Source organism: Paenarthrobacter aurescens (genome assembly GCF_025421775.1).
Classification (GTDB): Bacteria; Actinomycetota; Actinomycetes; order Actinomycetales; family Micrococcaceae; genus Arthrobacter; species Arthrobacter aurescens_B.
The window spans coordinates 21,763-45,127 of sequence record NZ_JAOEFX010000004.1 but is presented as its reverse complement, the minus strand read 5'-3'; the positions used below and the strand labels follow the sequence as shown (position 1 = coordinate 45,127).

The following is a 23,365-nucleotide window of genomic DNA, read 5'->3' as shown; positions in this document are numbered from 1 at the left end:
CCGCCGCCGTCGGACGTTCACGCAGCCGCCAGGCGTCTATACGCCGCCGCGTCGGGCGCCCTGTGCGGAGTTGGCTGCGTGGATTGCCCGTAGCAACTTGGCCGGGAAGTACACCGAGAAGAACACCACCATGGGCGCCTTCAGGGCCATCTTTTTCACGTTGTGGGCCTTGTATGTCCGGTCGAATCGCTGGACGTAGTAGCGGTAGTCGCGGGGTGAGTCCTCGAGCCGGCGGGCCGACATCCCGGACACCATCTGCGGCAGGTACTGGACTTTGAGGTCGTGTTCAAAGAGGTGCAGGGAGAGATCGATGTCCTCGTGCATCTCGTCCTTGGGATCCAGGCACGCTTCGTCCCGGATGGTCTCCCAGGCGGTGCGGCGAAGGGCCATATTGGAACCGAAAAGGAAGTGGTACTGGTGCTTGGCCAGTCGCAACATGAGCTGGCGCATCTTGTCGTCGGCTTTGAGTCCGAAGCGGCGCATGGGCATGTCGTAATAGACCACGGGACCCGTGGCTGCGGAGATTGACTGGTCCATGAATGCTTTTTGGACCTGTTCAACCCAGTCCGGTTCCAGGACCGAATCAGCATCGATGCGTCCGACCACGTCCCCTTTGGCGTTGTTCAGCCCATGATTACGTGTGGGAATCAGGCCCTGCGCGGCTTCCTGGCGCAAGAGGATGATGGGGCTCTCCGGGTATTCCTGCTGCATCTGGCGCACAATCCTGGCTGTGCGGTCCGTGGACAGGTTGTCCACCACGATGATCTCGTTGGCGGGGACGGACTGGTAGATAGCCGCGATGAGGCACTGGCGAATGACGCTTTCCTCGTTATACGCCGGGATGACGATGGACACGCCCGGAGGTTCCGGAGCATCCTGAAGGGCACCCGCAATGGGTCTATCGGCTGACATCATTCCAAATCTAACACCCGGGGCCGTGCACCCGGCGGAGGCTTTGGTTACAAGCCGGCAAACACTGAAGGGACCCCGGCAACGGCCGGGATCCCTTCAAGTGCTTGACTTGTTGCCCCTGTCGAGGGGGACTCAGGTACTAGCTGTGGGCACCCTTGGCGTCCGTGTCGGTGCCATCGGTGTCCTTGTGAAGGCTGGCCGCGATGTTCTTGACGGCCGTCTTGGCATCGGTTGCCACCTTCGCAGTGGAATCCTCCACGTTCTTGAACGCGTCCTTGGTTGCCTGCTCAGCTTCAGCGGCAGCTTCTTCCGGAGTGATGTCCGTGGACTCGGATACCGCTGCAGCCTTTGCTGACGCCGAGGCATCGGCCGGAGCCGCAGTGGCAGGCGCTGCCGGAACCGGAGCGGGCGTCGGCGTCACCGGGGAAGGCGTCTTCCACGGATCTTCAACCGGCTTGGAAGCCTTCCACGCCGCAACACCTGCAGCTGCAGCGGCGGCGATGACCGTGACGATCAGCCAACCGCGCTTCTTGGGCTTCGGTTCCTTGCCCAATTTGGTGGAAACGGCCTTGCCGGCCTGGTCGGCCACTGCTTTGATCTGCTTTCCAGTGGCCTGGGCCTGCTCCTGGACGCTGTGGACCACGCCGGAATCGACCAGCTTTTGGGCGACGGCGTCCACTTGGGCCGGGGCGTTCTCCAGGGCATGGTGAACGGCTACCGAAGCCTGGCCCAATTGCTCGGACAGCTTGGGAAGGTATTCGTCCACCACTTTGTCCCGCGCGTGACCAAGAGCCGGAGTGGCCCTGTTGAGCGTCTCCTGGATCTTGGGTGTTGCGTCCTCTACAGCGTCATGGATCTTCGGCGCGAGGTGCGCCAGTCCATCCTGAATCCGCGGCGTGACAACTGCAACGCCGTCGGCGAGGTTGTGCGCAGCGGACTTCAGCCCTTCTTGAATCTTGGGGGAAGCGGTGTCAATGCCGTGCTGAATACGCGGAACAGCCCAGTTGACGGCGGCTTCCACGCGGGGTGCTGCCCAGTCGCGGGCGTTATCCACACCTGCCACAACGGATTGTTCGAGGTCGCGGGCAATACGGTCTGATTTCTTCACAACTACCTCCCGATACACATGCTCGTTTGTTGCTAGCCTACGTCGACAAGTGAACACGGGCTATTCATCTGCCGGATTCCACCCGGATTTCACCGAGCGCGGAACCAGCTTTACAACAGCACCGGCGTTGACCCTGCATGAAACAATGGGGCCATGACCATCGCAACCGCAAAAGCAACGATCCACACGACCCTCGGCGACATCAAGGTTGACCTCTTCGGTAACCACGCGCCGAAGACGGTCGCCAACTTCATTGGCTTGGCCACTGGCGAAAAGTCCTGGAACCACCCGGAAACCGGCGAAGACAAGACCGGAACGCCCCTGTATGACGGCACTATCTTCCACCGCATCATCAAGGACTTCATGATCCAGGCCGGTGACCCCTTGGGTCGCGGCGTTGGCGGACCGGGTTACCAGTTCGACGACGAGATCCACCCGGAACTGAACTTCAACGCCCCCTACAAGCTGGCCATGGCGAACGCCGGCATCCAGATGGGCAAGGGCACCAACGGGTCACAGTTCTTCATCACCACCGTGAACACCGACTGGCTGTTCGGCAAGCACAGCATCTTCGGTGAGGTCACCGATGAGGAATCCCGCAAGGTTGTGGATTCGATCGAAGCTGTCCGCACGGGCATGGGCGACCGCCCTGTTGAGGACGTAGTCATCAACAGCATCGACATCGAACAGCTCTAGTCACACTCTGAACCCGAGCTCATGAGTTACGGAATTCCGTCGGCCGAGCCGTCCGCTGATATTCCGGTGTGCCCAAGGCACCCGGACAGGCCCTCCTATGTGCGGTGCCAGCGCTGCGGGCGCCCTGCGTGCCCCGAGTGCCAGCGGGCGGCCGCCGTCGGGTTCCAATGCATTGACTGCGTCAACGAACAAAAACGTACGACGCCGGTATACCGGTCCCCTTACGGCGGAGCCTTGGCGGTGGGCCGGCCTTTGGTGACGTTCACGATCATCGGGCTGTGCGTGCTTGTGTACATCCTGCAGTGGATAGTGCCTGGCGAGCAGATATTCAGGAACTTTGCGTTTGCCAACGTCTTCGCTGTCAGTGAGCCGTGGCGGATGGTCACCTCGGCCTTCCTGCATTCACAGGGATTCCTCCTACACATCGTCCTCAACATGTACACACTGTGGATCTTCGGACAAGCCCTTGAGCCGTTGCTCGGGCGTATCCGTTTCCTTGCCGTGTACTTAATTTCCGCTATTGGCGGATCTGTAGGTTTCCTTGCCCTGACACCGACCACCCTGCCCGCAGTCGGCGTGGTGGGCGCCTCCGGGGCCATCTTCGGTCTCTTCGGAGCGATGCTGGTGGTGCAACGCCACCGCGGCGGTGAAACCAAGCAACTTTGGGTCCTGATCGCCATCAATGGCGCGATTGGTTTCTTTGTCCCCAGCATTGCCTGGCAGGCGCACCTTGGTGGTTTGATCACCGGCGGCCTTGCTGCTGCCGCCATCGCCTACGCTCCCCGCGGCAAAAACCAGGCCCTGCTCCAGGCTGGTGGGCTGGTGCTCGTGGCTGGCTTGTTGGCCTTGGTGACCTGGTTCCGCGTCACTGCCGGATGACGGGCGAACTACTTAGCCCTTCTCTTGGCCTGCGGCGGGTCTGACCGGTTGCCGCAGGATCGTCTTCAACTTCTCCGGGGCTGTGCGGCGCGCATCGCTGAGATAAATCTCGTGATGCTTTCCCGTCATCGTCAGTGATTGACCGGGAATGAAGTTGTTATGCATCTCCTCCAGCACGGGTGCTTCGTCGTCATAGGACCCTATGTGGAGCGTCTGCACGCTCAATCCCTCGTCCAGCGACTCTAGACGGAGTGCCTCCAAGGCCGGGGCCTCCCCCTTTTTGCCCACTACCCGGGTTGCCTCTTCAAAATGCGCAAGGGTGATCCACTCCGGGACCATGTTCATCAGGGTCCAGTCCCACTGTGACTTATCCCTGGCGTTGGTGAAGGACTCCATGTCATCAGCCCACCACAGGGCTTCCAGTGGCATCACGCCGTAGTCCTTGGCCAGCTCCTCCTTGCTGAAGAACTTCAGTTTGTAGGCCACCGGATACAGCGTGGTCAAGGCATCCTTGTATGCCTGGGCGGTGTTGGGGTCTCCGTGGCCGTCGATCATCAGAAACTGCATGGTGGGAACTGTCACCACCGAGAACCGGGCGTGTTTGGCGCTGTAGCTCGGGATCTGTTTCTTGAAGTCGCTTTTCATGGGACCACGGTACGCCCCGCGGATCACAGCGCTGGCGGACTCCATTACTGAAGTCATTCGACTCAGTTATCCACAAGCGTTATCCACACTGTGTGTAACTTACACGCGTGTAGTTACTTCCACTTACCGTCCTATGGGCCGTCAAACCGGCAGATATCCCCCGAAAGGCATGAATTACTCCACAGCTGTGGATAACTTTGTCCCCGGGCGACTCTAATATGTGGACAAATGCGCCTCATTGAGTTCGACTGTGGACAACCCTGTTAATTGCCCCGGACAGCGCCATCTATCAACAGGCTTATCAACAGTGTTAATAACTTACACACGTGTAGTTCCATCGACGGTATGGGCCTGTGGGCCCTGCATGGCAAGGATCCCCGCTACGAAACCCACACGTTGTCCCCAGCTGTGGATAACGTGTGGGTAGGTCATTGTTATTAAGTGGGTAACCAGGGAAGCCCGGTAGTTGCGCAACAACGCGGACGGCTGTGGAAGATGCCGGGTCGAACCCCTTGGAAATACCTCAAGGCGAATCCGGCAATCCTGGGATGTTGAACTTTTGGTGAAGCTTGGAGCACTATCCACAGCTCCGTGCACAGTGGGCATAACTGCTCCACATCACATTCGTGGGGAAAAATCTGCGGCAGCACAGTGATTCCGGGGTCAACTACGTGGATGTCCACAGAAGTTATCCACGCTTGTGGATAAAGTTGCGCACTTCTGTGGACAAGAACTGTGGATTCATCCGGAGAAGAAGTTCATGCCCGGTGCGATCCGGTCAGGCCCACACACCCGACGACCCCCGGCGGTGACTGTCCACCAGGTGTGTGTCGATGATTCCGATGGCTTCCATCAGCGCGTACATGGTGGTGGGCCCGACGAAAGCGAAGCCCTTCTTCCTGAGGGCCTTGGATAAGGCAATCGACTCGGGTGACGTTGTAGGGATGTCGGCATAAGTGCGGGGCACTGGCGTGTCCTTGGGCTTGAACGACCATACAAAGTCCACCAAGCCACCCTCCTCGCGAAGAGCGATGGTGGCCTTGGCATTGGTGATGGCGGCGCGGATCTTCATGCGGTTGCGCACAATCCCGGCATCCAGCATGAGCCGTTCGACGTCGTCTTCCGTGAACGCGGCAACACTTTCGGGGTGGAAGTCGAGGAAAGCCTTCCTGAACGACTCCCGTTTCCTGAGGATGGTGGCCCAGGAAAGGCCGGCTTGGAAGGCTTCGAGACTGATGCGTTCGTACATGCCCTGCTCATCGCGGACGGGCATGCCCCACTCGTGGTCATAATAGGCCTGCATGAGCGGGTCCGAAGCAGCCCACAGAGGACGGGCAAGGCCGTCCTCACCGATAATGGTGCCGTTATCCGGGGTCATGCCTGCTCCTCCGTTGCCGGAGCTTCACGATGCACCCGGCCATTTATTTGCCTATAGGGACATTCTGCCCGGCGCCCCTGACATTCTGTGCCGTGACGTTCGGGGGCAAGGCCCCGACTTACGAGAGTCCGGTAACCCGCATAGTGATGTTGATCCGTCCGTGCGACAGTCCGCAATCCTTCGGAGCCGTGCCCCGGAGGACCTTGGGGATGCCGTGATGGGCGAACCGGGATGGCCCACCGAAGACGAAGAGATCCCCGGAACGGAGTTCAACGTCCGTGTACGGCTTGGTCCGCGTCCTGGTGTTACCGAAACGGAAGACGCACGCTTCGCCGATACTCAGGGACACAACAGGCGCGCTGGAGCGCTCGTCCTTGTCCTGGTGCATACCCATAGCGGCACCGTCGTCGTAGAAGTTCACCAGCGCGGCGTCGGGAGCGTAATCCATGCCGAGGGCTGCCAGGGACTCGTCGACTTCGACTCCTGACCCGTATGCGGTTGAAACCGCCTTCTGCCCCAAGCGGACCATCCAGTCCGGGAAATCGAGCACAGGACGACCGTTGACGTCGGTGGCTTCCCGCGTGTACTTGTAAGGCTGCCAGTGCCAGCCGAGGCACACGGTGCGCACTGACATCTGGTGCCCGCCTGGAAGAGTTGCGGCCCGCAAGGGGACGGGTCCGCGTGTCCATTCGCCGAATCGCTCCACGATCCACCGCTGCTGTCCGGAGGTGAGCCAGCCGGGCACGTGGACCGCGCCAGGGGCAATAAGCCGGGGACCGGCGTCGTGGTTTTCCGGCTGAACCAACTCCCGCGGAAACAGTGCGTCATCGCTCACGCTGCTGCCTCAAGGGTGAGTAGTGCGCGTTTGGCTTCGGGTCCACCGAGGTAGCCGCCGAAGCTGCCGTCCGACTTTACAACGCGGTGGCAGGGGACGATGACCGGCAGCGGATTAGTGGCGCACGCGGTGCCGACGGCGCGGACTGCGTTTGGGCTGCCTGCAGCCAAGGCAACTTCTGCATAGCTTTCGGTGTGGCCGTAGGCAATCCTGGGCAAGTGTTGCAGCACGCTCAACCGGAAACCGCGGGACAGGCGGAAATCCAGGATGAGGTCGAACTCCCTTCGGGCACCCCCGAAGTACTCCTCGAGTTGCCGTGCAGCATCATCCAAACGCGCCGGTGCTCGAAGGATGCGTGGGCTGACCCTGTTGGCCAGGTACTGCAGGACGTCATCGTGGTTTTCCCCTTCGAAGGCAACCCGCAGGATGCCGCGATCCGTCGCCGCCAAGAGGAGCTTTCCTACCGGGGAGTCCACCACACGGTAGGCAATATCCAAGGCATGGGTCAGTTGCGCGTCACGGGCCAACCGCGCCTGGAGGCTGGCAAGGGCCGGTTCGAGTCCAACATCGAGGGGCTCCAGGAGCGACACAACGTCGCCGTGGTCCGGGCTGGTTTCAAGGGTCATCGAATAACTCCTTTCGAAAATGAGTGTGCCAGTGCTGGAATATCAGCCAATGCACTGCGCAATGACTTCACGCCGTCCGCTGCGGCGCGTCGTGCGGCCTCGGGAGTCCCTCCCAGGAGAGACGCGACATCCGCGTACGGCAACCCGGCAAGGTAGTGGTAGGCGACGGCCTGCCGTTGCTTCGGGGGAAGGTGCGCGACGGCGTCCAGCAGCTCTGCGTGCCCGTCACCGGGGATGCCCAGGAGGGAAGGCTGCTCGGGTGGAGAGTCCACAGGGAGGGCCCTACGACTTCCGGCCCGCAAGTGGTCGATGCATTTGCGGTGGGCGATGGTGACCAGCCACGCTTGGATGTTTGCCCCGTGTGGGAGGCCGGGGTAGGCCTGAAGTGCAGCGAGGAAAGTTTCGGACCAGGCGTCGTCGGCATCATGCACGCCGAGGACTGCACGGCACACCCGAAGCACTGTTGCGCCCTGTTCGTGGACCACTGCCTCGAACGGCTTTTTGGTGTCCGACTGGCTGTGCTCCATCAGAAAAGCTTGCCCTCTCTGACAACCGCGGGCTCTTCAAGTTCCAGGAGGAAGCGCTTGTTGCGGAGTCCGCCCGCGTACCCGGTCAGTTGCCCCTGACGTCCCACCACGCGGTGGCAGGGGATGATGATACTGATGGGGTTGCGCCCAACGGCCGACCCCACGGCTTGGGCCAGATGGGGATCGCCCAGTTCCGTGGCCAGTTCGCCATAGCTGACGGTGCTTCCAAAAGGAATACCCTGAAGCCGGGACCATACCTTCTCCTGGAAGGCGTTTCCACGTGCCTCAAAGGGAACGGTGAAAAGGGTACGGTGGCCGGCCAGGTATTCATCGATTTCGACCCTTGTCCGGGCGAATACGGAATCACCGATTCCAACGGAGTCCCCGAAATAGGCTGGCGGAGGCATGTGCCAGTGGCCTTCGTAGAAGATACCCGTCAAAAATTCATCGCGGGCAGTCAGCGTCAACTGCCCCAGCGGGGAATCCATGGTGGTGTGCCGGATGCTCATATCTTGTAGACGTCCACGGGCACGGAAATGTGAGGTGCGTTTTTCCTAGGAGCGCCAGCGGGTGGTCATGAGGAAGCCGACAATCGCGATGCCAAAGCCTGCCACGATGTTCCACGAGGCCCAATCACGGACCGGGAATTGGCCCTCAGTGATGTAGAAGGTGATGATCCAGATCAGACCGAGGATCATCAGTCCGAACATGACGGCCTTGTACCAAACCGGGTTGGGCTTGTACTGCTGCGCTGCGGAAGTCTGCTGGGCCTGACGGGCAGGCCGCTTGCGGGGCTTGGACTCGGGCACGGATCCTCCTTGGCTGTTGGTTAATACCCGTTCCAGCCAGCCTTGATATCCTGCAGGAAGGAAAATTCCAGCGGTTAACGGCCACGCGGCGTTCCGGGTTGGTTCTAGCTGTCAAGTCTAGCCGCAACTCGGGGTCCGCCTGCCCGCGTCCGTGCCCGATTCGAGGAGACCCAGTGGCGCACCAGCAGACGACGGCGGATTCGGCCGTGCCGTCAGCCCGCCGTGGGCAGGACCAGGGTCCCCGACGCCCGCTCCGCGCGTCGGATGTGATCCGCAAGGTCAGCCAGGTCATGGGTGAACTCCTCATTACCGCCGGTATTGTGTTGCTGCTGTTTGTGGGCTGGGAGCTGTGGTGGACCAACGTGGACGCCAACGCCAAGCAGACAGAAGCCGTCCAAGCCTTCGCGCAGGAATTTACGGGGCCTGTCACTCCGCAAAACCCGGCGGAACCTGTGGACTTTGGTCCTCCAGTGGTGGGGACTGCCCCGGCCTACGGGGAAACCATTGGGATCATGTACATCCCACGGTTCGGTGCGGACTATACGCGCCCCATCATTGAAGGAACCGGCTCGGACGTCCTGGATACCCTGGGGCTTGGCCGCTACGAAAGCACCAGTATGCCCGGCGCCCTGGGCAACTTTGCTGTGGCAGGCCACAGGCAAACCCACGGCGCAGTGCTGGACAACATCCACACTCTGGTTCCCGGCGACAAAATTTATGTCCAGACGGCAGACGGTTACTACACCTATGTTTTCCGTAATAACCAGATCGTTTTGCCGAACCGTACGGACGTCCTGATGCCTGTTCCCACTCAACCGGGAGTCACGCCCAAGGAAAGTATCCTCACCATGACCAGCTGCAACCCACGGTTCGGGTCGCAGGAACGGATCATCGCCTACTCGATACTGGAAAGTTGGCGACCTGCCTCGGCCGGACCGCCGTCGGAGATCGCTGCCCAAGTAGCCCAAGCCCACGGAAAGGCGTAACGGATGTACGCATGGATCTTCCGCAATTTGCCTGGACCGGTGTGGGTGCGGATCCTGACCTGTTTGGTATTGGTGGCTGTTGCCCTGGTACTTATGGTCCAGTTCCTCTTCCCGTGGTTCTCCCAATTCACCACTTTGACTAACTCAACGATTGGTTTAGTGCAGCAGCCATGAGCACAACAAAAATCCTGGTAGTGGATAACTACGACAGCTTCGTCTACACCCTGGTGGGATACCTCCAGGAACTCGGCGCCGAGACTACCGTGGTCCGCAACGACGACGTGACTCTCGCTGAAGCCACTGAACTTGCGGCAACCCGCGACGGCGTCCTTGTCTCGCCCGGGCCGGGCACCCCAGCGGAAGCCGGTGTGTGCATCGAGCTCATCAAATGGTGCGGCAACAATGACAAGCCAATGTTCGGCGTCTGCCTTGGACATCAAGCCCTCGCCGAGGCCTACGGCGGCGTAGTGACTCACGCGCCCGAGCTCATGCACGGCAAGACTTCCCCTGTCCGGCACGAAGGCAAGAGCGTCTTCGCAGGCCTCCCCTCGCCCGTCACCGCAACGCGCTACCACTCACTCGCTGCGGTTCGCGATTCCATCCCGGACGTCCTGGAGATCACCGCGGAAACCACCAACGGCGTAGTGATGGGCTTGCAGCACAAGACCGCACCCCTCTGCGGTGTCCAGTTCCACCCCGAATCGGTCCTCACAGAAGGTGGCTACCAGATGCTCGGCAACTGGTTGGAGTCCCTGGGGATGGCCGGAGCGGCCGAACGCGCCTCCAAACTGAGTCCGCTGATCAAGCAGTAGGGAAACAGAAGACCCCACTGCCGCGGGCCGGTGACCGGAAGCGTGCGTCAAAGCGACGAAGGAGCAGCACGCGGAGGTTGGCGGACGCGGCTGGCGGTCATCCCGCTACTTCTTGGTGGGCGTCGGTTTGGGGGTCGGCTTGTCCGTCTCCGTGGGTGTCGGAGTGGGGGTCGGGCTCGGGGCGGGAGCCTTCGCCACCGTGATGGTGACCGACCTGCCCTGATCCACTTCGGTATTGAACGTCTCGCTCTGGGCGGTTACCGTTCCCGCAGCGACCTCCGAGTTTTCCTGCTCCACTACCACCATGGGCAAGCCGTTGGTCTTGAGCGAGGCTTCCGCTTCAGCCAGCGGCAGTCCGATCAGCTGAGGCATGAGTACCTTGCCCGAGGAGACCTGGAGCTCCACCTTGGAGCTGATGGCGATGGCTCCGCCAGGGGCCGGTCCGGTGTTGATCACCAGTCCCACGGGCACAGTGGCACTGTGCGTCCGGGCGGTCACGATGTCACCGGTGATGCCAAGTCTGCGCAAGGCGTCTCGCGCGTCGGCCTCAGTGCGGCCAACGATGTCAGCAGGAATGGTCACCGAGCTGGGACCACTGGAGATTTTCAGGACCACTTCGGCGTCCTGATCCAGCATGGAGCCTGCCGTGGGAGACGTGCCGATGGTCATGTCCTTGGCCACCGTGTCACTGGCCTCGCGTACGGATTTGGGCACCAACTTGGCTGAATAGAGTTCCTGGATGGCCTGGGACTCGGACATGTTGGCCACCACGGGAACAGCGATCTTGGCCGGGACCGGCGGTTGCGCGTTCATGAGGTTGTAAAGCCAGAACCCGCCGCCGGCCAGGACGATAAGCGTGAAAATCACCAGGGTCGCAGCCCACGCACGACGGCGGGTCTTCTGGCCCGCTGTCCGCTCGCGTTCCGGTGGGAGACCAAGGGGAAGGGACTCTTCCGGGTGCTGTTCAGCGGGTTCGTCCTTGTACTCTGCTTCCTTGAACTGATCAACGTCCAGGAAGCCCACCGCGGTGGTGCTAAGGAGTTGGGTTGCCGGGTCCTCCGGGTCCACGAGGTCGTTCGGATCTGTGGGCGCCTCGCTGGCTGGCAGTGCCGGGACGGGGATGCCGTTACTCGCCGCCCGGAGTGCGCGGCGGAATGATGCAGCGTCCTGGAAACGGTCGGTCCGGCTCTTCTGCAGCGCCTTGTTCAGAACCGAATCCAAGGCTTCGGAAACCTCGGGGTTGTGGGTACTGGGCATGTCCGGGGTTTCGCGGACGTGTTGGTAAGCCACTGAGACCGGACTGTCGCCGACAAAGGGCGGCCGGCTGGTCAGCAGTTCATAGAGGAGGCACCCGGCAGAGTAGAGGTCGCTGCGGGCGTCCACGGTTTCGCCACGCGCCTGCTCCGGTGAAAGATACTGCGCCGTGCCTACCACTGCCTGTGTTTGGGTCATGGTGGCGGCGGAATCGGCCATGGCACGGGCGATGCCGAAGTCCATGACTTTGACGTCTCCGGTGTCTGCGCAGACCATGACGTTGGCCGGCTTGATGTCGCGGTGGACAATGCCCGCGCGGTGGCTGTACTCCAGGGCCGCAAGGACGCCCAGGGTGTGGCCAATGGAATTCTCCACGCCCAGCTCGTTCGCCTTGATCATGTCCCGCAAGGTACGGCCGGCCACATACTCCATGACGATGTACGGGACCCGGACGTCCTCGCCAGGACCGCCAGCGACGGAGTACTCACCGGTATCGAAAATGGCCACGATGGACGGATGGTTCAACGCCGCGACGGCCTGGGCCTCGCGCTTGAACCTGGCCTGGAACTGGGGATCGCGGGCAAGGTCCGCACGCAGGATCTTGACCGCGATGGTCCGTCCCAGCAAAGTATCCGTTCCGCGGTATACGTCCGCCATGCCACCACGACCGATCAGGTCACCGAGTTCGTAGCGTTCATTGAGGATGCGCTGTGAAGACACAGGTGTGCTCTCCTCTCGATGCGCAGGACCTTGGCGTGGCGTAGACATGGGACTCAGTTAGTTGCTCGGGCTGCCGCTGGGGCTGGCGCTGGAGGAACCAGGGTTGGTGGGTACAACGGCCTTGGACAGGAAGTAGGTCACGGTGGAACCGGCGGGAACCTCAGCTCCAGCGGCCGGCGAAGACCTCACGAACGTGCCCGCCTGTTGGCCTACGGCTCCGTTCACGGGATCCCCTGCAACCCACCGCAGTCCGGCGCCTTCAATGGCCGCACGAACCTGTGCTTCATTGGCTCCGACACCGATAGTGGGTACAGCGACGGCTTCGGGTCCCTTGGAGTACTGAACCGTGATGGTCTGGCCTGGGTCCACAGCACCTGTCGGGTTAAGGCTCACCACTGTTCCGGGGACCGCCGAGTTGAAGACTTCCTGGCCGTCCACACCAAGACCCAAAGCACGGAGTTCAGCGCTCACGGCTTCGAACTGCTGACCCAGGTACTGCTCGGGAATGACATTGATCTTCTGCGGCGTGGACTGCGTGGGCGTCGGGGATGGAGACTCCGACGTCTGCGTGGGGGTGGGAGTGGCCGACGTCGACGTCGGGCTGGCGCTCCGGCTGGTGCTGGCCGTCGTGGACTGGCTGGGGCTGGGGGTCGGCGAGAAGAAGCCCGACTGGGAAATCAGGAAACCGATAAGCGCGAACAGCACCAGCAGGATCAAGGCAACCAACGGCCAGGTCCACGGGCTGCGCTTCTTGCGTTCCGGCTCGCGATCGTCGAAGTTTTCGTCGTCGCTGTAGGCAACTTCCTCTTCGTCGTTGAGCTGGCGCTCTGCTTCCAATGCATTGGCGCGCGACAGCGGGTTTTCGGACGCGGCCGCAGCCGCTCCCACAGCGGCCCCGGCTGCGCCTGCACCCAGCACCGGAAGTGCGGAGGTCGCCGTCGACGATTGCTCTTTACCGTAAGGCGAGGTGACGACGCCGGTGGGTGCCGTTGCGGTGTCGACTGGCGCCGTGATGGGTCCGGTAGTGGATTCGAACAGCAACATGCCCGGCACTGCCGCGTGGGCCGTGGCGATGTCTCCGTTGCGGATGGCTTCGGCTGCTTCGGCCAGCTTGATGGCGTTGGCGGGACGGTTCTTGGGATCCTTGGCCAGCATGGACATCAGGAGAGCCCGCACCGGCGTGGGCAGCGTCTCCGGAAGGGGCGGCGGTGCGTCGTTGACCTGCGCGAGGGCAATGGCGATCTGCGATTCGCCTGAGAACGGACGGTGACCGGTCAAGCACTCGTAACCGATGACGCCCAGGGAATAGATGTCCGAGGAACCGGTGGCAGTTTGGCCCGTTGCCTGCTCGGGTGCCAGGTACTGGGCAGTGCCCATCACCTGGCCCGTCTGCGTCAGCGGAACCTGGTCCGCCAAACGGGCGATGCCGAAGTCGGTGACCTTGACGCGGTTGTCCGGGGTGATCAGCAGGTTGCCCGGCTTGATGTCGCGGTGGACCAAGCCTTGTGCGTGGGCCACAGCCAGGGCGCGGGCAGTCTGGGCGATGATCGAGAGGGTCATGTCCGGAGACAGCACCTGCTCGCGCTCAAGGATCCCGCTCAAAGGGTGTCCCGGTACGAGCTCCATCACCAGATAGGCCGAACCGGCTTCCTCGCCGTAATCAAAGACATTGGCGATGCCCACGTGGTTGAGCAGCGCGGTGTGCCGCGCCTCGGCACGGAACCGCTGGAGGAACCCGGGGTCACCCGTGTATTCCTCCTTGAGCACCTTGATGGCAACGATCCGGCCAAGAATCTGGTCCTTGGCCTTCCAGACCTCGCCCATGCCGCCAATCGCAATGCGACTGGTCAGCTGGAACCTGCCGCCGAGTGTGATTCCTGAAGTAGGCCTCACTTATTCAACACCGCCTCAAAAATCTTCTTTGCGTTCGGACTGGTTAGCTGGGCACCGCTGAGCACATCCACACCTTCCATGACGATGGTGACGGCCACTTGCGGATCGTTTGCCGGGGCGAACCCGGTAAACCATGAGTTGTTCAAACCTGAATCGCCGAGCTCCGCGGTGCCGGTCTTGCCGGCCACCTTGACCCCGGGAACGGCTGCTCCCTTGGCAATGCCGTTGTCCACTGCGCTGGTCATCCATTCGGTGATCTGACCGGCTATGGGCTGGGTGGTGCTGGTCCGGAGGGCTTCAGGCTTGAGTTCGCTGATAACGCGAAGATCGGGAGCGCGCACTGTTTTGACCAGGTTCGGCTTCATTTGCACGCCGCCGTTGGCGATCGCCGCAGTCATCATGTTGATCTGCAACGGAGTGGCTTTGACGTCGCGCTGGCCCACCGCTGACTGGGCCAGCTGGGCCTGGTCGAGGTCCTCTGGGAAGACACTGATGGCCTGCTGGAGCTTGAGCTGATCGCCGAAGGTCTCGCCGAAGCCAAACTTCTGCGCCTGCTGCCGAATGGCATCCTGGCCGAGGTCCAGCGCAATGCTGGCAAACGGTGTATTGCACGACTGCTCCAACGCAAAGGCAAAGGACGCCGTTTCGCGGACGTTGCAGTTACCACCGGCATAGTTGGGCAGGCTGGCACTGGACCCGGGCAGCGGGAGGCTACTGGGATTCGGCAACTCGCTGTCCTTGTTGTACTTGCCGGAGTTCAACGCGGCCGCAGTATCAATGAGCTTGAAGACCGACCCGGGTGAGAGGAGGTTGCCTGTGGGGCCGCTGACGTTCTGGTTCAGGTTGATGCCAGGGACCTGGTTCAGCTCGGCGTAGCTGGCGGCTGCGGCTGCGGTGTCATGGGTGGCGATCAAATTGGGGTCGTAGGACGGCTTGGACACCATTGCGAGAACGGCGCCGGTCCTGGGGTTGGTCACCACGATGGATCCACGCTGGCCGTCGGGGATGAGATCGAAGGCCAGCTTCTGGACCTCGGGATCCAAGGTCAGCTCCACCGAGGCACCCTTGGGCTCGTTGCCCAGGAACATCTGGCTGATGCGGTCCAGGAAGAGCTGGTCGGAGTTGCCGGCCAAGGTATCGCCCATGGACTGTTCAAGGCCCGTTGAGCCGAAGCCCTTGGAGAAGTAACCGGTAATGCCTGCGTACAGCTCGGGTTCGGTGTACTTGCGCTGGAACGCGCAGGACTCTGTGCCGGCAACAGACTCAGCCACCGGCTTGCCGCCGACGATGATGGCGCCGCGGTCGTTGCAGAACGAAGCGAGGATGGCGCGCTGGTTCCAGGGATTGGCGTTGAGGTCGTCTGCGCCAATGACCTGGACATAGCTGATGGCGCCGAAGATCAAGGCAAACATGGCGACGGCGGCCATCCAGGAGCTGCGAATAGCCTGGTTCATTGGTGCTTCACCGCCTCTGTTGGTGCGCTGGGTGTCTGGCCTGTGGTCGGTTTACGTGCGGGCGCGCTGCTGCTGGCCGGGGGTTTGCCCACCATCGGGGTGGTGTCCACTGGCCCGCGGGCCGTGTTGGAGATCATGAGCAGCAAGCCGACGATGATCCAGTTGGCCAGGAGCGAGGAACCACCGGCTGCCAGGAACGGCGTGGTCAGGCCGGTCAACGGAATGAGCCGGGTGACGCCACCAATGACCACGAAGCACTGCAGGGCAATGGCGAAGGACAGACCGCATGCCAGGAGTTTCCCGAAAGCATCGCGGGTACCGAGTGCAGCGCGGAAGCCGCGGGTGAAGAGCAGCAGGTACAGCATCACGACGGCGAAGAGGCCGATCAAGCCGAGTTCCTCGCCGATGAGGGCCACAATCATGTCGCTGTTGGCGAACGGAACCAGGTCCGGGCGGCCTTGGCCTAGGCCAGTACCCACCAGACCGCCGTCGGCCATGCCGAACAGGCCCTGCACAATCTGTCCGCTGCCGCCGGGCGACCTGCCGAAGACCTCCGGTGTGAAGGCGTTGATCCAGCTGTCGATGCGGAAAGCCACGTGCGAGAAGATCTGCGAGGCAATGAATCCGCCGCCGAGGATCAACAACAGGCCGATGACAACCCAGGAGATACGGCTGGTGGCCACGTAAATCATCACGATGAACAGGCCAAAGAAGAGGATGGAGGAACCGAGGTCACGCTGGAAGACCAGGACTCCGATACTGACCAGCCAAGCGGTGATCATGGGCCCGAGGTCCTTGAACCGCGGGAACTGCATGGGACCGATCTTCCGGCCGGCCAACAGGATGAGATCCCGGTTGGAGGAAAGATACCCGGCAAAGAATATGGCCAGCGTGATCTTGGCGATCTCACCTGGTTGGAACGTCATGGGGCCTACGCGGATCCAAACGCGGGCACCGAGAATTTCACCGGCGGAAATACCCGGTATCAAGGGCAGGATCAGCAGGAATGCACTGGCTGCCAGTGAGATGTACGTGAAACGGCGCAGAATCCGGTGGTCTTTGAGGAACCAGATCACGGCGATCGATACTGCCATGGCAATCAGGGTCCACCGGAGCTGGTTGTTGCCAGTATCGTCACCCGGGCCGTCCATGCGGTGGATCAGGGCAAGCCCCAGACCGTTCAGGGCGACGACAATCGGAAGTATTACCGGATCGGCATACTTTGCGCGGAGCCTGAGGACCATATGGAAGGCAAAAGCCGCCACAGCCAGCAGGCTCGACTGGAACCAGAAGTCCCTGTCCAGTCCGACGTCGGAGTTAATGCTCACCAAGGCACTCGCGCCTACGCCTACGGCAAGGGCCAGCACGATGAGGGCAAGCTCGACGTTCCGGCGCGGTTTGGGTGCTGTTTCAGTCTGGATCACTTGGCCGCCTCACAGGGAGTCGGAACGGGCGAAGGTGTGGCAACCGCCGCGGTGCTCGGCACGGGCACGCTGGTGGTCGGTGACGGTGTGGGCGTGGCCGGAGTGGTGGGGCAGTTAGCTGAGGCGCTGCCCGTATTCTTCAGGTTCTCCACAATGGTCTGTGCGTCGTCGAGGTCACCCGCCGGAACTGTCTGGCGTACGCTTTGCTGGCCGTATTCCGGCAATGAATCCACCCTGATGTCGGTTACGGCTTCGAGTCGGGAAAGCTGAATGGGTCCGAGTCTCTGGGAGATTCCGTTGAAGATGGCCACCCGCTGATCGTATTCGCCCACGTAGTAGCGGGTTTGGGTCCAGGCGTAGCCAAGCCATAGGCCCACCACGACGCCGAGCACAACAACGGCTGCGACGGCAGGCATCAGCCAGCGGATACGGCGCCGTGCGGGCTCCTCGACGTCCAGGCGATCCTGTTCGGCCTTGTGGGTGAGTACTGTGGCGGCCCTGCGGGCGACTGTGCGGCCGGCAACAGTAGGTATGGATCCGGTCTCGGCGGCTGTGGCTGCAGCGCCAACAAGTTCGTGGGGACGGCTGGCCAGTTCTTCGCGCAGAACCTCCGCGGACAGGTGCTCACCGAGGTGCGGGTCTGTAGTTGTGGGGGGCTCGGTGGACTCGTCCGAGGGCTCGGACGAGACAGCCGAGTCGTCTGACTGCTTCGTTGGATCGCCTGCGCTGTAGGACGATCCGGCGTCGGCCGGCCGCACGGCCTTCGCCTTGGGCTCGGACTTGTCGTCCTCTGCGGGCTTGGTTGCCGAGGGGCCTTCGGGGGTCTTCGAAGCGGTGACGGCCTCCGGTTCGTCCACTGCGGCCAGAGCCGCAGCCGGAACGACATCGACGGCGGCGGTGTTGACGTCGTCGTCGGTCTCTTCCGAAATTTCCAGCATCACTACGGTGACGTTGTCCGGGGCGCCGGCTTCCAAGGTGAGATCGACCAGGATCTCGGCGCACTCGCGGAGGTCCTTGGTCTCGCGGACCATGCGCTCCACCACGTGGCCCGCCACGTAATTCAGGCCGTCGGAGCAAAGCAGCCAGCGTTCGCCGGGTTCGACGTCGAGGACGTCCAGATCAAGCTCGGGACTGGCGTCGACGTCACCCAGTACACGCATCAGGACGTTCTTGTGGGGATGTGTTTCGGCTTCCTCGGGACGGAGGCGTCCCTCATCAATGAGACGCTGCACGAACGTGTGGTCGATGCTGATTTGCTCGAACTTTTTGTTACGCAGGCGGTAGGCGCGGGAGTCGCCAATATGGGCGAAGTGGAGCTTGCGGTCCTCCAAGAGGAGCGCAGTCACGGTGGTTCCCATGCCGGAAAGCTTGGGATTCTGGTGGACAAGCTCGGAAAGCAGTGAATTAGCGGTCTGGATCTCGTCCGCGAGGACGGTCTCGGCGCCGTCCGGATAGTCGTCATGATCAAGGTGGATCATGTCCAGGACCGTTGAAGCGGAGGCGACGTCGCCACCGGCGTGACCACCCATGCCATCGGCCACGACTGCAAGATGGCGGCCCACATATGCGGAGTCGTCATTCTTGGAGCGGATCCGTCCGACGTCGGAGCGAGCCGCGTAGCGCATGATGAGTGGGCGCTCCGCGGGCGTTTCCTTGCCTTCGGGGGTCTCGGGGGAGGCCATGGACTACGGCCTCAATTCAATGACCGTCTTGCCGATTCTCACGGGGACGCCAAGCTCAACCGGTAAAGCGCGGGTGAGCTGTTGATCGGCCAAGTAGGTGCCGTTGGTAGAGCCGAGGTCCTCAATGAACCAGCGGCTGCCCTGTGGGAACAGGCGCGCGTGCCGGCCCGAAGCATAATCGTCTTCCAGGACCAGCGTGGCTTCCTGTGCGCGGCCAAGCAGGATGGGGCTGGCGGCGAGGGGAAGAGTAGTGCCCTTGAGCGGGCCCTCCGTGACTACAAGTGTGCGGGCATGCTGGATGGCCGGCGGCGGTGACGCGGCCAGTTCCGGATGCTTGCGCACTTCGCGGGCCGTGGGAGCTCCGGTGACGGCCTTGCGGCCGATCTGGAGATCACGGCGCATGGTGGTCACAATGCTGAAGATCAGGACCCACAGCAGCAGGAGAAACCCGAAGCGAAGAGCCGTGATGGTCAGTTCACTGACGTCGTTCACGCGTTGCCACCCGGGGTTTGGGGGAGGAGGCGGAAAATGATCTTGGTACGTCCCATCGTGATGGTTGAGCCGTCTGTAAGCTCCACGCTGCCGTTCACTTTATGTCCATTGACGTAGCTGCCATTGGTGGAGCCAAGGTCAACGGCCCAGGTGCTGCCGTTCTGGGTGCGGACCTCGAGGTGCTTCCGCGAGACGCCGGTGTCATCCACCAGGATGTCGGCTTCGGAGGATCGTCCCAGCACCACAGACTGGGCGTTGAGGGAATACCGCTGACCGCCGATATCCAGCACAGGCTGAAGGCGCGTGGGCTGGCGTGCCGGAGCCGCCGGAACATGTGCCCGGGGAGCTTGCGGAGCCGGAGCTGCGTCATCGGAGGATTTCTCAGTCCGGGACGCGATTTCGAAGTGCCCTGCACGTTCCTCGTCATTTCGACGGAACGAAATCCGGACCGCGCCCTGGAGGGTGTAGCCCTGGCTGCGGACATGCTGGATCACGACGTCACACAGCTCCTCAGCCAGCGGTGTACCCCATTCCTGGGCCCTGGCGAAGTCCTCGTCACTGAGCAGGACATCGAAAACGTTGGGAGCGAGTGTACGACCGGCGGCGATGGTGAGGGACTTGTTGTCCAACTCGCGCCTCAGTTTGCTCGCAATCTCCACCGGCTCAACACGTGCCCGCGACCCCGTGGAGAAGACGTTGCGAACGGCTTTTTCAATGCCGCGCTCGACTTTGTCCAGCAAACCCATGTCCTTCTCCTTTCCTTGCCGCGGCACCCGCTGTGCCTGGTCCGATAGTCCATCGTTTGGTACGTCTGCGCACACAGCGAAGTACGCGCCTGACGGCCCTTCCACTTCCCGATACTACTGGGACTGACTGGGAATGGCCTTAATCCACAACGCCTTGCGACCCGGAAAAGTTCGCGCACGGCCCTTGCTGGCGCGGGAGTGGGGGCATGAAATTTTCGTGGAATTCAACCGTTGTTGGCGGCCTTTCCAGGGGCTCCTGTGCCTCCCGGCGGGGCCCTCCTCGCCTCGATTGGTGTTTTCCCGGGAATGTCCGTTATGCTTGATCTCGCTGCTTTTGAAGGAAACGAAGCTGGGAGACCTGCGGAAATCCTGAAAAAGAAGTTGCGCGCGAGTGGCGGAACGGCAGACGCGCTGGCTTCAGGTGCCAGTATCCGAAAGGGTGTGGGGGTTCAAATCCCCCCTCGCGCACGCAATTGAAAGAGCCCCGGTCTTAGGATCGGGGCTCTTTTGTTTTATGCGGGATTCCCAACTGGGTGACAGATAACGCTCCATTGGCGCTTCGTAGGAGCAGGTGCTGTTACCTGGTTGGGTGAGGCGCGCGTGACCGTCAGCCGCGTGCGGAAGCCGTGAACCGGCGTCGTGAGTTACTCAAGTGCAGGCGCATTGCCGCCGCGGCAGCCACTTGGTCTCCCTCTGCGATTGCTGCGTATATAGAGGAGTGTTCGTGGACCACCTGCGCGAAGCGCTCGGGGGAGTCCCGGTCTTCGCTGGCGACGAGGCGCGGACGGGGCATGGTGATCATGGTCTGGCCCAGGGCGGAGATGCAGTCCGTATAGAAGGGATTGCCTGTGGCCGCAGCAACGGCCCGATGGAACTCGAAATCCGCTTTCATGGAATGCGCCGGGTGGCCTGAACTGGCGGTGAACTGCTCCAGGGCACCATGAACTGCTTTGAGTTGGTGTTCGGTGTGGTTCCGCGCGGCCAAGGCCGCGGCTTCGGTCTCGACGCCGATACGGAAGTCGAGCATCTGCAGCCGCTCTTCCATGCTTGAGACCGGCCGTGTGCCGGGCGCCGCGGCGGGACCTTCCGCGGGCGGAGTCAGCGCGAAGCTGCCCCGCCCACGTTCGGTTTCAACCAATCCCTCAGCCTGCAGGCGGGTCAGCGCCGAGCGGACCACCGTCCGGCTCACCCCGAATTCGCTGATGAGGGTGTTTTCGCTGGGGAGCTTCTCACCTGGTTGGATGGCGCCGTCGACGATGCGGGTGCGAAGGTCGGCGGCGAGATCCGCGGTCAGGTTTCGGCTCATGGGTTCAAGATTACGCGCCGAACTCTACTGATTCCGTGGTCCACGCGCGGGCCTGCCCGCTGAGGGTGACGCCCAATCCCGGGCGGTCCGGGACGATCATGCGGCCGTTCTTGGTCTCCAGGCGTTCCTCGAACAAGGGGTCGAGCCAGTCGAAGTGCTCCACCCACGGCTCTCGTGGATACGCGGCGGCCAGGTGGAGGTGGATTTCCATGGCGAAGTGCGGTGCAAGGCCCAGGCCTCTTTCATCCGCCAAAGCCGCGAGGCGCAGGAACTGGGTGATGCCACCAACGCGCGGAGCATCCGGCTGGATGATGTCGCAGCCATTGGCGTTGATGAGGCCTTTGTGCTCGGCGACGGACGCCAGCATTTCACCGGTGGCGATGGGCGTATCCAGGACCTGGGCCAGGTGCGCGTGGCCCTCGAAGTCGTAGGCATCCAGCGGTTCTTCGATCCAGATCAGGTTGAATTCCTCGAGCTGGCGGCCCATGCGCAGCGCTGTGGCGCGGTCCCATTGCTGGTTTGCGTCCACCATGAGCGGGACGTCCCAGCCGATGTGCTCGCGCACTCCGGCCACACGGCGGAGGTCTTCCTTGGAGTCGGGCAGGCCCACCTTGATCTTGACGCCGCCGATGCCGTCGTTAACGGATTGCGTTGCGCGTTCCTTGACCTGCTCCAGCGTGGCGTTCAGGAAGCCGCCGGAGGTGTTGTAGGTCTGCACCGAGTCGCGGTAGGAGCCCAGCAGTTTGGCCAGGGGGAGTCCGGCACGCTTGGCCTTGAGGTCGTAGAGCGCGATGTCGATGGCCGCAAGCGCCTGAGTTGCCACGCCGGACCGGCCCACGGAGGCGCCGGCCCAGAGAAGCTTGGTGTAGATCTTGCCGATGTCGTTGGGGTCCTCGCCGATGATGCCTTCGGCGACTTCCTTGGCGTGGGCGTACTGTGCGGGGCCGCCTGCGCGCTTGGAGTAGCTGAAGCCCATGCCGCTGTGGCCTTGTTCGGTGGTGATTTCCGCGAACAGGAACACCACTTCGGTCATGGGCTTCTGCCTGCCGGTGAAGACTTTCGCGTCGCTGATGGGTACGGTCAGGGGCAAACGTGCCGTGGATAGCTTGACGTGGCGAATGAGATCTACGGTGCTCATGGTTCTCCTAGTGGGTGCGGCATCCTTGCCTGCCACTTAGGATACAAGTTCCGTACTTGTACTACAAGAGTTGAGGGGGTGTGGTGGCGACTGCCGAGGCTTCGCATACTCATCTGTTCCCCGGGGCCGTTCTCGTTATTGCCGGGGCAGGCCCTTCGCTGGTGGTCACCTTCCGGGACGGCGCTTCGGCCGCAGCGGAAATAGTCGACGACGGCGGCAAGCCCGCCTTGGTGGTGGAGGCGTACACCACAAGTGCCGGGACGGTGATCCCGCGCAAGATGTGGCTGGTGAGTGCGGTTGAGACCGAGGGCGCCGGGGTGCGCCTGAAAGTGGGGCGGTCGGTGGTGTTGGAGTGAAGGAGCCCAATTGAGTCTCCCGGGTCCAGGGAAATGGGACGTCAGGATTGTGTTTGGGGCCGGCGTCGGCGCCGTATCGAAGCGAGGGTGTGGCGGGCTCAGTTCCGACAGCCCGCCACGCCCCAGCCATCAAACACGCCCCAGCCATTAAACAGGGGTGTTTCCTTCTTAAAACCGTCCTTGATCTTTTCGTCGGCCTGCTATGCCCAGGATTGATCCCGATTGATGCATGCCCCTTCTATTTGAATTGAGGACACCCGGTTCTTCATGCCCATTGAAGCCAAATTGACGCGTTCTCCACCGTAGGTAGCCCATGCCTCGCCAGTGCAGTTGGGTCCGTCATAGATGTTGGCTCCGCCTGGGGTGTTGTTGATGAGCGACGCTGCGTTGTTGTTGACTTGGACTCCCCAGCCGTTCGCGCCAACTGGGCCATCGGTGAAGAGCTCGTTGCCCAGGCCGGCATCACTGTATGCGAAGTCAGCCCGGGCCCCTTCAAAGTTGCTGTTGAAGTACAGGCACACACGGTTTGCAGGGCAGGCTTGGCCCGTACCCGAGGCATTGGCCGCAGGTACCCCCGCTAGCAGTGACGTTGCAGCGAGTCCCAGCAGAGCGCCGGCGCTTGCGATCTTTGAGGCGAGTTTCATGGTTCTGGCTCCTTTATCGGGGATGTAGGTGGCCGTCCGGTGT

General features: G+C 62.1%; 24 protein-coding genes and 1 tRNA gene. 6 read left to right on the top strand and 19 right to left on the bottom strand.

What is annotated here, in order from left to right:
* Positions 1-36: 36 nt before the first annotated feature.
* Together N7568_RS09285 and N7568_RS09280 are read right to left on the bottom strand one after the other, a co-directional pair.
* Positions 37-912 carry a glycosyltransferase gene (locus tag N7568_RS09285; protein ID WP_261609561.1) on the bottom strand — a complete coding sequence of 292 codons (876 nt, stop codon included), beginning with the start codon at positions 910-912 and terminating at the stop codon, positions 37-39.
* A gap of 139 nt (positions 913-1,051) precedes the next feature.
* Positions 1,052-2,020 carry a hypothetical protein gene (locus tag N7568_RS09280; protein WP_261609560.1) on the bottom strand — a complete coding sequence of 323 codons (969 nt, stop codon included), beginning with the start codon at positions 2,018-2,020 and terminating at the stop codon, positions 1,052-1,054.
* Between the two features lie 153 nt (positions 2,021-2,173).
* Here N7568_RS09280 and N7568_RS09275 point away from each other — a divergent pair, with 153 nt between their 5' ends.
* Together N7568_RS09275 and N7568_RS09270 are read left to right on the top strand one after the other, a co-directional pair.
* Positions 2,174-2,716, top strand: a complete 543-nt coding sequence (locus N7568_RS09275) for a peptidylprolyl isomerase (protein ID WP_261609559.1) — start codon at positions 2,174-2,176, stop codon at positions 2,714-2,716.
* 21 nt (positions 2,717-2,737) lie between these two features.
* Entirely contained in the window at positions 2,738-3,595 is an 858-nt protein-coding gene (locus tag N7568_RS09270) for a rhomboid family intramembrane serine protease (protein ID WP_261609558.1), read from the top strand.
* 12 nt (positions 3,596-3,607) lie between these two features.
* Here the strand turns inward: N7568_RS09270 and N7568_RS09265 are convergent, their stop codons facing one another.
* From N7568_RS09265 to N7568_RS09235, 7 genes are all read right to left on the bottom strand, one after another.
* Positions 3,608-4,240: a GyrI-like domain-containing protein gene (locus tag N7568_RS09265; protein ID WP_261609557.1), complete on the bottom strand. Its 633-nt coding sequence runs from the start codon at positions 4,238-4,240 to the stop codon at positions 3,608-3,610.
* Between the two features lie 778 nt (positions 4,241-5,018).
* Positions 5,019-5,618: a DNA-3-methyladenine glycosylase I gene (locus tag N7568_RS09260; RefSeq protein ID WP_261609556.1), complete on the bottom strand. Its 600-nt coding sequence runs from the start codon at positions 5,616-5,618 to the stop codon at positions 5,019-5,021.
* 118 nt (positions 5,619-5,736) lie between these two features.
* Positions 5,737-6,453, bottom strand: coding sequence for an alpha-ketoglutarate-dependent dioxygenase AlkB family protein (locus N7568_RS09255; protein ID WP_261609555.1), 717 nt, complete (start codon positions 6,451-6,453; stop codon positions 5,737-5,739).
* Complete coding sequence (locus tag N7568_RS09250; RefSeq protein ID WP_261609554.1) at positions 6,450-7,079, bottom strand: methylated-DNA--[protein]-cysteine S-methyltransferase; 630 nt, start codon at positions 7,077-7,079, stop codon at positions 6,450-6,452. The genes N7568_RS09255 and N7568_RS09250 overlap by 4 nt, the downstream gene beginning before the upstream one ends.
* Positions 7,076-7,606: an RNA polymerase sigma factor gene (locus N7568_RS09245; protein WP_261609553.1), complete on the bottom strand. Its 531-nt coding sequence runs from the start codon at positions 7,604-7,606 to the stop codon at positions 7,076-7,078. Before N7568_RS09245 ends, N7568_RS09250 begins: the two co-directional genes overlap by 4 nt.
* The gene (locus N7568_RS09240) at positions 7,606-8,115 is read right to left on the bottom strand and encodes a methylated-DNA--[protein]-cysteine S-methyltransferase (protein WP_261609552.1); all 510 of its coding nucleotides are present in this window, start codon (positions 8,113-8,115) and stop codon (positions 7,606-7,608) included. The genes N7568_RS09245 and N7568_RS09240 overlap by 1 nt, the downstream gene beginning before the upstream one ends.
* Positions 8,116-8,160: 45 nt before the next feature.
* Positions 8,161-8,415, bottom strand: a complete 255-nt coding sequence (locus N7568_RS09235) for a cell division protein CrgA (protein ID WP_159700295.1) — start codon at positions 8,413-8,415, stop codon at positions 8,161-8,163.
* 158 nt (positions 8,416-8,573) lie between these two features.
* Between N7568_RS09235 and N7568_RS09230 the strand changes: the two genes are divergently transcribed.
* Positions 8,574-9,401, top strand: a complete 828-nt coding sequence (locus tag N7568_RS09230; RefSeq protein ID WP_261610001.1) for a class E sortase — start codon at positions 8,574-8,576, stop codon at positions 9,399-9,401.
* Positions 9,402-9,571: 170 nt separating this feature from the next.
* Complete coding sequence (locus N7568_RS09225) at positions 9,572-10,213, top strand: aminodeoxychorismate/anthranilate synthase component II (RefSeq protein ID WP_261609551.1); 642 nt, start codon at positions 9,572-9,574, stop codon at positions 10,211-10,213.
* Between the two features lie 105 nt (positions 10,214-10,318).
* Here N7568_RS09225 and pknB read toward each other — a convergent pair whose 3' ends face one another.
* Genes pknB through N7568_RS09190 form a run of 7 tightly spaced genes read right to left on the bottom strand, consistent with a single transcriptional unit; the run spans position 10,319 to position 19,878 of the window.
* Positions 10,319-12,235, bottom strand: coding sequence for a Stk1 family PASTA domain-containing Ser/Thr kinase (gene pknB, locus N7568_RS09220; RefSeq protein ID WP_261609550.1), 1,917 nt, complete (start codon positions 12,233-12,235; stop codon positions 10,319-10,321).
* A 9-nt stretch (positions 12,236-12,244) separates the two neighbouring features.
* Positions 12,245-14,080 carry a protein kinase domain-containing protein gene (locus tag N7568_RS09215; RefSeq protein ID WP_261609549.1) on the bottom strand — a complete coding sequence of 612 codons (1,836 nt, stop codon included), beginning with the start codon at positions 14,078-14,080 and terminating at the stop codon, positions 12,245-12,247.
* Positions 14,077-15,534, bottom strand: a complete 1,458-nt coding sequence (locus N7568_RS09210; RefSeq protein ID WP_261609548.1) for a penicillin-binding transpeptidase domain-containing protein — start codon at positions 15,532-15,534, stop codon at positions 14,077-14,079. Before N7568_RS09210 ends, N7568_RS09215 begins: the two co-directional genes overlap by 4 nt.
* Entirely contained in the window at positions 15,531-16,958 is a 1,428-nt protein-coding gene (locus N7568_RS09205) for an FtsW/RodA/SpoVE family cell cycle protein (protein ID WP_261609547.1), read from the bottom strand. Before N7568_RS09205 ends, N7568_RS09210 begins: the two co-directional genes overlap by 4 nt.
* Entirely contained in the window at positions 16,955-18,640 is a 1,686-nt protein-coding gene (locus tag N7568_RS09200; protein ID WP_261609546.1) for a protein phosphatase 2C domain-containing protein, read from the bottom strand. Before N7568_RS09200 ends, N7568_RS09205 begins: the two co-directional genes overlap by 4 nt.
* Before the next feature lie 3 nt (positions 18,641-18,643).
* Positions 18,644-19,132 (bottom strand): FHA domain-containing protein FhaB/FipA, encoded by a 489-nt coding sequence (locus N7568_RS09195; protein ID WP_261609545.1) that lies wholly within the window; start codon positions 19,130-19,132, stop codon positions 18,644-18,646.
* A complete protein-coding gene (locus N7568_RS09190) occupies positions 19,129-19,878 on the bottom strand; it encodes an FhaA domain-containing protein (RefSeq protein WP_261609544.1) in 750 nt (249 codons plus the stop codon). The genes N7568_RS09195 and N7568_RS09190 overlap by 4 nt, the downstream gene beginning before the upstream one ends.
* 385 nt (positions 19,879-20,263) lie before the next feature.
* Here N7568_RS09190 and N7568_RS09185 point away from each other — a divergent pair.
* A tRNA-Leu gene (locus tag N7568_RS09185) sits at positions 20,264-20,346 on the top strand.
* Between the two features lie 139 nt (positions 20,347-20,485).
* Here N7568_RS09185 and N7568_RS09180 read toward each other — a convergent pair.
* Complete coding sequence (locus tag N7568_RS09180) at positions 20,486-21,184, bottom strand: FadR/GntR family transcriptional regulator (protein WP_261609543.1); 699 nt, start codon at positions 21,182-21,184, stop codon at positions 20,486-20,488.
* Between the two features lie 10 nt (positions 21,185-21,194).
* Entirely contained in the window at positions 21,195-22,322 is a 1,128-nt protein-coding gene (locus N7568_RS09175; protein ID WP_261609542.1) for an L-talarate/galactarate dehydratase, read from the bottom strand.
* A gap of 83 nt (positions 22,323-22,405) precedes the next feature.
* Between N7568_RS09175 and N7568_RS09170 the strand changes: the two genes are divergently transcribed.
* Positions 22,406-22,678 carry a hypothetical protein gene (locus N7568_RS09170; protein WP_261609541.1) on the top strand — a complete coding sequence of 91 codons (273 nt, stop codon included), beginning with the start codon at positions 22,406-22,408 and terminating at the stop codon, positions 22,676-22,678.
* A 200-nt stretch (positions 22,679-22,878) separates the two neighbouring features.
* Here N7568_RS09170 and N7568_RS09165 read toward each other — a convergent pair whose 3' ends face one another.
* The gene (locus N7568_RS09165) at positions 22,879-23,322 is read right to left on the bottom strand and encodes a peptidase inhibitor family I36 protein (protein WP_261609540.1); all 444 of its coding nucleotides are present in this window, start codon (positions 23,320-23,322) and stop codon (positions 22,879-22,881) included.
* Positions 23,323-23,365: the final 43 nt, after the last annotated feature.